Origin of the sequence: Gracilibacillus boraciitolerans JCM 21714, assembly GCF_000521485.1 — a bacterium.
Lineage (GTDB): Bacteria > Bacillota > Bacilli > Bacillales > Amphibacillaceae > Gracilibacillus > Gracilibacillus boraciitolerans.
Map to the genome: position 1 here is coordinate 1 of NZ_BAVS01000054.1, position 9,260 is coordinate 9,260.

A 9,260-nucleotide genomic window follows, 5' to 3' on the forward strand; every position below is an offset into this window, starting at 1 on the left:
CCATCCAAAGCGGAGGAAAAATGCGAGACTCCTGAGGGATCAGTGCAAGCTGAAGATCCACTTTGGAAAGTGCTCTGCTTTTCAAAGTTAGCTGAAGCCGCACCCCTAGGAAAGGGAGTGTTTTTCCGCAGCGCAGGATTACAGTTATCAAAATACTGTCGTGAAAGATTTACTACGCTGTTTAGTTAAAATGCGGACTTCTTTGGTTGTCTAGGAAGGGATATCATAGCAAAAGGCTAGCACATTTAAAATGTGCTAGCCTTTTGCACCTTATTCTTCTAGTGTAGAAGTATCACCTGTTGGCAGTCCTAATTCCCATGATTTTAATAATCTACGCATTATTTTACCACTTCTTGTCTTAGGAATACTATCCTTGATTTCAATTTCCCGTGGTGCAGCATGTGCACTTAAGCCTGTTTTCACAAACTGACGAATTTCTTCTAATAACTCATCAGATGCCTCATAACCTGGATTTAGCGTAATAAATGCTTTAATAATTTCTCCACGCTCCGGATCAGGTTTACCTATTACACCTGCTTCAGCAACAGCCTTATGTTCAATTAATTTACTCTCTACTTCAAATGGTCCCACACGTTCTCCGGAAGTATTGATCACATCATCAAGACGTCCCTGGAACCAGAAATAACCATCTTCATCCATATAGGCACTATCCCCCCCGGATACATACCATCCATTAACAAAATAACTCTCATATTTCCCAGGATTATTCCAGATCGTTCGCATCATCGATGGCCAACCCTTTCTAATGGCAAGGTTACCCATTTGATTAGGTGGTAATTCATTTCCTTCATTATCGACAATTCCTGCCTCTACACCTGGGATCGGACGTCCCATCGAACCTGGACGAATTTCCATACTTGGTGAGTTAACAATAAGCATCGCACCCGTTTCAGTCATCCACCATGTATCATGGATGCGTAAATCCAGAACACGCAATGCCCACGTAATCACTTCTGGATTAAGTGGTTCACCAACGCTTAATACATGACGTAAATGGGATAGATCATATTGTTTTACTAAATCTTCCCCCCCTGCACTTACAAATTTACGCAAGGCGGTTGGAGCCGTATACCATATCGTCACTTGATTTTTTTCTAACGTCTCATACCAAGACTCAGGGGTAAATCGTCCCCCCCCTCGAATAACATTCGTTACCCCCCCATTTAACCATGGGGCAAAAATACCATAGCTCGTTCCTGTTACCCAACCTGGATCAGCTGTACACCAATAAATGTCATTATCTTTAAAATCAAGAATCCATTTTCCTGTAGCATAATGTTGGATCATGGCATTGTGTACATGATAAACACCTTTTGGTTTACCAGTAGAACCCGATGTGTAATGAATCAGCATACCATCTTCTCGGTCTACCCATTCGATATCGAATTCTTCCGAAGCTTCTTGCATTTCCTGATCAAAATTAATCTGGTTCTCTTCATCCACTTGCTCAGCACCAACTAACACTACTTGGTGTAAGTTAGGCAATTCATCTACCGGAACACGTTTTAACAATTCAGGAGTTGTAATTAACATCGTCGCTTCACTATCTTCCAGGCGATCATGGACTGCCTGTTCCATAAACGCTTCAAATAAAGGTCCAGCAATCGCCCCCCACCTTTAAAATACCAAAAAAGTTAGCGTAGAATTCAGGACTTCTCGGCATAAACAAGAAGACACGGTCCCCTTTTTGAATTCCATACTTTTTAAACATGTTAGCTGTTTTATTACTTTGTTTACTTAGTTGTTCAAATGTCAGTCTCTCTTCTCGATCTGGAGCGGAATATAACAATGCAACTTGGTCCTTTTTATCGGGATTTTCTGCATGTCGATCAATCGTTTCATACGCTGCATTTACTTTACCCGTTTTATACCAACTAAAGTCCTTTTTCACTTCTTCCCAATCGAAACCTTCTCTTAATACTTCAAGATCCTCAACATTGTGACTTCCAGATCTTGAAGGAACTTTTGTCATATCCATTCTATCACCTCATTAAAATTGTTAACGATTTTAAATTAAAAATAAATGTATTGTAACCCCTTACAATACCTATTGTATCTAATTTAACATAGAAATCAAGTCATATCGCCTATTTCTTACAATTACATAATTTCCTGATTTCTGCACATATTAACAACTAGCATATTCCAAAGAGGTGATTCTGCGACATGGTTCGCTTATTTAAACGGCAAGGTAAATTCAATACTTTATCAAAAGACAATAGGAAACAACTAGCATCGTCTTTACAACAAAATATTCAAGAAGTTAAATATCTATTCTCTTATGATCTCAATAAGGACTTTTCAATGAGATCAATGAAAATAAAGTTTAATAATAAGGATGGATGTCTTTTCTATTATAGTTCCATTGTGGACAGCTCAAGAATTAATATGCATATTATTAAACCATTACTTGAGAATAATGGAGACTCCGTATATAACGTGGTTTCAATTGAAAATATTGAAGAAATAAAAGAATACAAGAAAGTGATCCAAAACGTTAATAGTGGAAAGGTAATTTTATTTATAGAAGGAGAAGCTACTTCTTATGCGATAGATGTAGCTGATTTTAAACATCGAGCTATCTTTAAAGCAGAAAATGAACCTAGCATTAAAGGACCACAAGATTCATTTACAGAATCGTTGAATACCAACATGTCTTTAATTCGTAAACAACTTCATAATAATCAATTAATAAACGAAGGAATTCAAATTGGAGAACGTTCCATCAATGAAGTGAATTTGGTTTATATTAAAGACTTAGTCAATGATGAGATTTTAGATAAAGTTAGAAAGAAATTGACAAATATTTCTGTTGATAGTGTCCGTAATATAGAAATATTGGAACAATACATAGAAGAGCGGCCTTATTCCATAATTCCTACTGTTCTTTATACAGAGAAGCCTGATAAAGCAACATCTTATATAGAAGATGGATTTATTGTTTTATTAATGGATAGCTCCTCTGCTTGTTTGATTGTACCTGTAACTTTCTGGTCTTTTTTTCATTCGCCTGAGGATCGTTACTTACGATTCCTATATGGAAACTTTACTCGTGTCATTCGATTGTTTAGTTTTTATTTAAGTTTAATGATTTCAGCTACCTTTGTAGCCATTGCAAATTATCATAGTGAAATGATTCCGCCGGACTTATTATTAGCAATCACGGCGTCCCGGGAACGGGTTCCTTTCCCCTTAATATTTGAAGTATTGATCATGGAAATAGCCTTTGAGTTAATTAGAGAAGCTGGACTAAGAATACCTAGTCCATTAGGCCCAACAATTGGTATTGTGGGTGCTTTAATTTTAGGCCAAGCTGCTGTGGAAGCAAACATAATCAGTCCTATTATCGTTATTGTGGCTGCATTATCAGGTTTATCTTCTTTTGCTTTAGCAGACCTTCATCTAAACTTTACGGTTCGGATGATGCGCTTTGTCTTTATTTTAGCGGCTGGAGCATTTGGAATGCTTACCCTAGTTGGAGCATTTTTATTATTTTTTATGTATGCAGCTTCTTTTAAATCATTTGGAGTTCCTTTCTTTTCACCAATGTCTCCTCATTTTCTTTCATCAGAAGATACGGTGTTTCGTAAAGCGATTAAAAAGGAATTTTTTCGTCCAGGATATTTACATCCAAAAGATATTCAAAAAAGATTTAAATCCTAATAAGATGGTGGGGTGAAGCATGATGCAAAACAGTGGCTTTTTACGAACAAAGGAAATAATAGCAATAACACTTATCCTGGTGGGAATTAAATTATCAGATTCTACTCCAGCTTTATTAGCACAAAAGGCTCAAAATGGTTTTTGGTTAATTCCAATTCTTTCTTTTATTTGTATTTTCCCTAGTTTTTTGATTATGCTTTATCTCTTAAAAAAATACAACGATAAAAATCTTGTAGAATTAATGGAAGCCATCACTGGAAAATGGATAGGTAAATCTATTGGTTTATTGTTATTTTTATTTGCCTTCTTCACTACAACGTTAGATAGCCGTAATTATATAGAGCAAGTAAAGCTACTGTACTTTCCCCCCCAATCGCCTACAATGGTGATATTTTTCGTATTTATAGGCGTTGTATTTTTTGGAGCGAAAAAGGGGATTGAGGTAATAGGCTTCACTTCTTGGATTTCATTAGCCTTTATAAAAGCTTCTGCTTTACTGGTAGTAGTACTTGCTTTGGGCGATCTCGTGATTCAACGAATATTTCCTATTTTTGGATCGGGACTGCCAAATATTTTAACAGAAGGAGTAAAAAAAGCTTCTATGTTTGCGGAATTGTTTTTTTTATTAATTGCCTATAAAGCAACAAAAGCAACATCCATGTTTGTTAAAGGGATCATTATTGCAAGTATTATTACCCTTTTTGAGATTACATTATTTTATTTTATATATATCAGTATATTTGATTACAACTCGGTCAACAAAATAGCTTTTCCATTTCAAGACCTGACACAGTTTATTGAACTTGGCCAATTTTTCACCAATATAGAAACTATGTTTATGGTGTTTTGGTTGTTAGCAGCATTCATAAAGTTTATTATTTTAATTTATCTTACCACATGGATATTTGGTGAGATATTTGCAATTCGTAATTTTGAACCACTTTTATTACCTTTTAGTTTTCTCGTCATTATGATTGGCTTATTACCCTTCAATGCAGTAATAAATGAATTAATTCTTCGAGAGTCCTTACTAACCATTATGTCACCCTTTTTTATTATTCTCCCATATTTATTATGGGGGGGTACCGCTTGGGGAAAAGGAGATTTAAAATGAGAAAGCTATCTGTTTTTTTAATTTTATCTTTTATATTATCAGGATGTTATGACCGTATTGAATTGGAACATCAATCCTATGTAATCGCTGTTGGAATTGACACTACGGAACAAGAGGGTGTCTATTCGTTTACCTATCAAATTGCTAACCCTGAAATAGGCTCTGCTGCCGTACAAATCGGACCAGATGAACCTCCAACAGAAATTGTTACAGTCAACGGTGCCGATATCTTAAGTGCTACCTATACTGCTAATTCCTTCGTATCTAAAAAATTATATTAGATCAAACGAAAATTATTGTCATTTCTGAGGAATTAGCACAAACAAAAAATTTCCTTCGAGTGATTCAGGCTGCTGCTAGAACACCACAAATAAGACGTGGAGTACAATTGTTAGTAACAAAGGAAAAGGCAAGTGATTTTATTAACAATAACAAACCCATCATGGAACAACGTCCACATAAATATTATCAATACATGCTTACTAGGGCAGTTCAAACAGGAATTATTCCAGAAGCTACCTTACATCGTTTTTTTCAGATCACAGAAGGGGGGGATGCTGATTTATTTTTAGCCATTTATGCAACAACCCAAGAATCCGAACAAAAAAAAAATACAGATGGATTTGAGGATAAATATATTGCAGGAGAGATTCCTCAAATAGGTGGTTCGCCTACACAATTTATGGGTTCAGCCGTTTTTAAAGAAGGACAAATGATTGATATTATTGATGGCGAAGAAACTCGCTTAGCCCAAATGTTAGATCGAACATTAGAAATGGAAAGCTATTTGGCAACTATTCCGGATCCTAAAATGCCTGAATTTCGTATTTCATATAACTATTCTCAAAAAAAAGAACCTGCTATTAAGATGAACTATCATAGAGACAAACCAACTGAAATTGATGTGGATATTTTCTTTCAAGTAGAAGTTATTGCTATTCCAAGTTTAATAAAGTACTCACAGAATAAAGGAGATCAACAAGCATTGGAAGAAGCAATTATACAAAGGTTAGAGAAAAAAACAAATGAATTAATCACAAAAACACAAGAAAAGTACCAATCTGATCCTTTTTACTGGTCTTTATACATTCGAAAACATTTTAAAGATATTAAAGAATATGAAAAAGCTGATTGGCATAAAAAGATATATCCTAATGCGAAAATTAATGTAACGTACCATATGGACAAGTTGGAATTTGGAAAAATGATTGATGATAGTAACCTGAACGAGGTGAGAGATTAAAATGATGCCTGTACTATTAAATAGTCTGCTTCTTTTTATCATATATCGTTCTATTATTCATAGCATGGAAACATTTAAAGAAGGAAATAAGACGGGTGGAATTGCAATACTGACTGTTATACCATTTGTTATTTTCTGTTGTATTTATTTTCAAATGTATCGTTAAGTTTATTACTAATAACGGCCCTAGCAGGATTCGAACCTGCGACACATCGTTTAGGAAACTACTCACACTCGTTATATTACCGAAGTGCTTTGCGGTAGCTTATCCGAAGGCTTTAACGTTGTTCACACTGTTTAGTTAACCATACATTATCTATTTACGTACTATATTACGTTATAGATTATAATACGGTAACTTATAGAATATTACAAGGCTCGGGAGTTTGACACTTTGAATTAAATATAAATGCTAAAAGCCTTGATAAGGCTTTTTTTTTGTCAATTTTTTAATTTTAATATTAAGTACTATTTAGTACTATGTTATATTATAGGTATAATACAATGAATCGAGGAATCAACTATGCGAATAAAAAAGAGTATTTCTAAATATTCTGTTTCTTATTCCGTTATTGAAAATGTCCGTGATATAAACGGAAAGTCAACTACAAAAGTGGTTGAATCTCTTGGTAATGAAGAAGAGATTTGTGCCAAACATCCTGGCGTGGATCCAGAAGAATGGGCACGAGCCTACGTAAAAAAATTAACGGAAGAAAAGAAAAAAGAGAAGTCTCCTATTATAGCGAAGTACCATCCTCATAAAATGATGGATCAGCATCAACGTCGTTCTTTTAATGTTGGGTATTTATTTTTACAATCAATTTATTATCAATTAGGTTTATCACAAGCGATGAAAGAAATTCAGGAAAAATATAAATTTCAGTACGATTTAAATGAGATTCTATCTAAATTAATTTATATGCGAGTGCTACACCCAACCTCTAAAAAGAACTCTTTTGAACGAGCAAAATCTTTATTAGAGGGTATTCATTGTGAGCCGCACCAAATGTATCGAGCTTTAGATATATTAAAAATAGAATCAGATTTCATTCAACAAACCACTTATAAACACAGTTTAAAATTAGTAAATCGCCACACAAAAATTTTGTATTATGACTGTACAAACTATTATTTTGAAATCGAGGAAGAAGATGGGAATAAACGAAATGGCATCTCAAAAGAAAACCGACCTAATCCAATTGTTCAAATGGGATTATTCATGGATGCCTCTGGCCTCCCTCTCGCCTTTTCTATTTTTCCAGGGAATGAAAATGAACAGGGTTCACTCAAACCACTTGAAAAGAAAATCCTCAAGGATTTTGAATTATCGTAAATCGTTGTTTGTACAGATGCTGGCTTGTCATCAGAAAAAAATCGTATGTATAATACGCTAGGGATTCGGGGGGGATTTATTACAACGCAATCCATAAAAAAGTTAAAAAAACATTTAAAAGAATGGGTATTAGATCCAGCGGGATGGCACATCACCCCCAGGTGATAAAGCGATTCACCTTTCAGAAATCGATGACAGCTCCAACAATAAAACCACCTATTTTAAAGAACGTTGGATGAAGGAAGGCGATTTAGAGCAGCGATTACTGGTCACTTTTTCACCGAAATATAAACATTATCAGCAAACCATTCGTGAACAGCAAATTGATCGGGCATTAAAAAAGGTAGATAAGCCGTCATCTTTAAAAAGGAAAAGACCAAATGATCCAACACGTTTTATCAAGCGCACTATGCCACAAAGGATGGAGAAATCGCTGATAAAATGCATTTTTCAATAGATGAAGCAGCGATTCAAAAAGAAGCGCAATACGATGGTTTTTATGGACTTTGTACAAATCTGGAATCTGACCCATTAGAGTTAATACGTATCAATCATCAACGTTGGGAAATTGAAGAAAGCTTCCGAGTCATGAAAAGTGAATTTAAATCAAGACCCGTGTATGTGAAAAAAGATTGCCGTATAGAGGCACATTTTCTCACGTGTTTTCTCGCCTTATTGATGTATCGCATAGTAGAAAAAAAATTAGATGAACGATTCACTTGTCCAGATATTATACAAACGTTACGGGATATGAGAATGATGGAGCTATCAGGAGAAGGGTACATTCCGCTTTACGAACGAACGGATTTAACAGATAAGTTGCATGAAGCATTTTCTTTTCGAACGGACTATGAAATTATCCCAACAAAAAATATGAAAAAGATTTTAAAGCAAACGAAAAAAACAAAATAGTACTCATTTTTTAACCCATTTAAAAACCCTCTAAAATCCCATGATAATAAGGAATTGGAGGGTTTTTCGCTGAATTAACTGTCAAACTCAGGATTTTAATGGTCTTATATTCATAGTTTAATAGTTCTTTTACAAACTTATTTATTTAGATATTTTATTAATAGACTAGAGCATATTTGGTGCTGCCATAGGTCTGCTCATAATCTGTTAAGGTACTAAAAAACTTTACCTAACACACTTATGGCATCTCGCTCCTCTATAAATCTCTCGATAACTACAAAATGTAATGATTTATGGCCAACAACAAAAATACGTGTCATTAGCCATAAAACAAAGTTTTGTAAGTTCCTGCTTGATTCTTAACGATTGAAAGACAACATAGTGCTTTTATAGATCGTTCAGGAAGAGGGAAAAATATGGTTAGCTGGCAACTGCCTTCTTTTTATTTTAGTTATTTTTCCGTTTGCAATCCGAATCATATCAAGCGCAGTTCACATCAGAAAAAAGTTTTTTTGCTCTTTCCTTGACCATCTCCCTATGCTCTTGATTAGCTTCTCCATGCCAAACGGGAAAAATAATCCCCCCCTTTTGAGAAATCTATCATTCGGATTTGCAAATCAAAAACAATAGAAGATAAAAGAGCACTAATGATTACATCAGCATGCTCAAAAGGATTACAATCCCCTATAGTTATCAGAATATCTCAAGAACTAGATCAATTAATCTTTCTAAAATTAAAAAACAAAGGAGAAATGAAAAATGAAGAAAGTAATTTATGATACTCAAACTGCAGGTTATTCATCACATACGACAATAGAAGGATTAGCTAATGACCTAAAGAATGATAAAGCTTCAGTTATAGGAACAGATGATAATTAGCCTGGAGAGTATAAAAGAAATGGGGGAATCCTAGCATTAAAAAATAAGATAAATACTTTACAAAAAATCCGAAATCAAATTGATTATTTGAATTA

The 9,260-nt window shown here is 34.6% G+C and carries 6 protein-coding genes and 3 pseudogenes; 8 read left to right on the forward strand and 1 reads right to left on the reverse strand.

Annotation, left to right across the window (positions count from 1 at the left end; all coding sequences use genetic code 11):
- On the forward strand, positions 1 to 189 hold a 189-nt coding region (locus JCM21714_RS22500), incomplete at its 5' end, for a hypothetical protein (protein WP_035726243.1).
- 81 nt (positions 190 to 270) lie between these two features.
- Here JCM21714_RS22500 and acsA read toward each other — a convergent pair.
- A pseudogene (gene acsA, locus JCM21714_RS17095) lies at positions 271 to 1,999 on the reverse strand (acetate--CoA ligase).
- A 188-nt stretch (positions 2,000 to 2,187) separates the two neighbouring features.
- Between acsA and JCM21714_RS17100 the strand changes: the two are divergent.
- The 7 genes and pseudogenes from JCM21714_RS17100 (at position 2,188) to JCM21714_RS24565 (ending at position 9,065) form a co-directional block, all read left to right on the forward strand.
- Positions 2,188 to 3,684 (forward strand): spore germination protein, encoded by a 1,497-nt coding sequence (locus JCM21714_RS17100; RefSeq protein ID WP_035726247.1) that lies wholly within the window; start codon positions 2,188 to 2,190, stop codon positions 3,682 to 3,684.
- Positions 3,685 to 3,703: 19 nt separating this feature from the next.
- On the forward strand, positions 3,704 to 4,798 hold the full coding sequence (locus tag JCM21714_RS17105; RefSeq protein ID WP_235183015.1) for a GerAB/ArcD/ProY family transporter: 1,095 nt from the start codon (positions 3,704 to 3,706) through the stop codon (positions 4,796 to 4,798).
- Positions 4,795 to 5,309: pseudogene (locus tag JCM21714_RS24940) on the forward strand (Ger(x)C family spore germination protein); the annotation flags it as partial. The gene JCM21714_RS17105 and the pseudogene JCM21714_RS24940, both read left to right, overlap by 4 nt.
- 201 nt (positions 5,310 to 5,510) lie before the next feature.
- Positions 5,511 to 6,041, forward strand: a complete 531-nt coding sequence (locus JCM21714_RS24945) for a Ger(x)C family spore germination C-terminal domain-containing protein (protein ID WP_439644503.1) — start codon at positions 5,511 to 5,513, stop codon at positions 6,039 to 6,041.
- Position 6,042: 1 nt separating this feature from the next.
- Complete coding sequence (locus tag JCM21714_RS20305) at positions 6,043 to 6,207, forward strand: hypothetical protein (protein WP_158413555.1); 165 nt, start codon at positions 6,043 to 6,045, stop codon at positions 6,205 to 6,207.
- A gap of 357 nt (positions 6,208 to 6,564) precedes the next feature.
- A pseudogene (locus JCM21714_RS24950) lies at positions 6,565 to 8,286 on the forward strand (IS1634 family transposase).
- A 626-nt stretch (positions 8,287 to 8,912) separates the two neighbouring features.
- Positions 8,913 to 9,065 (forward strand): aspartyl-phosphate phosphatase Spo0E family protein, encoded by a 153-nt coding sequence (locus JCM21714_RS24565; protein ID WP_369403649.1) that lies wholly within the window; start codon positions 8,913 to 8,915, stop codon positions 9,063 to 9,065.
- Positions 9,066 to 9,260 lie beyond the last annotated feature (195 nt).

Bases quoted from the DNA above. Each gene is read 5' to 3' on its own strand.
- JCM21714_RS17100 (WP_035726247.1), top strand. From the start codon at position 2,188: ATGGTTCGCTTATTTAAACGGCAAGGTAAATTCAATACTTTATCAAAA.
- JCM21714_RS17105 (WP_235183015.1), top strand. From the start codon at position 3,704: ATGATGCAAAACAGTGGCTTTTTACGAACAAAGGAAATAATAGCAATA.
- JCM21714_RS24945 (WP_439644503.1), top strand. From the start codon at position 5,511: ATGATTGATATTATTGATGGCGAAGAAACTCGCTTAGCCCAAATGTTA.
- JCM21714_RS20305 (WP_158413555.1), top strand. From the start codon at position 6,043: ATGATGCCTGTACTATTAAATAGTCTGCTTCTTTTTATCATATATCGT.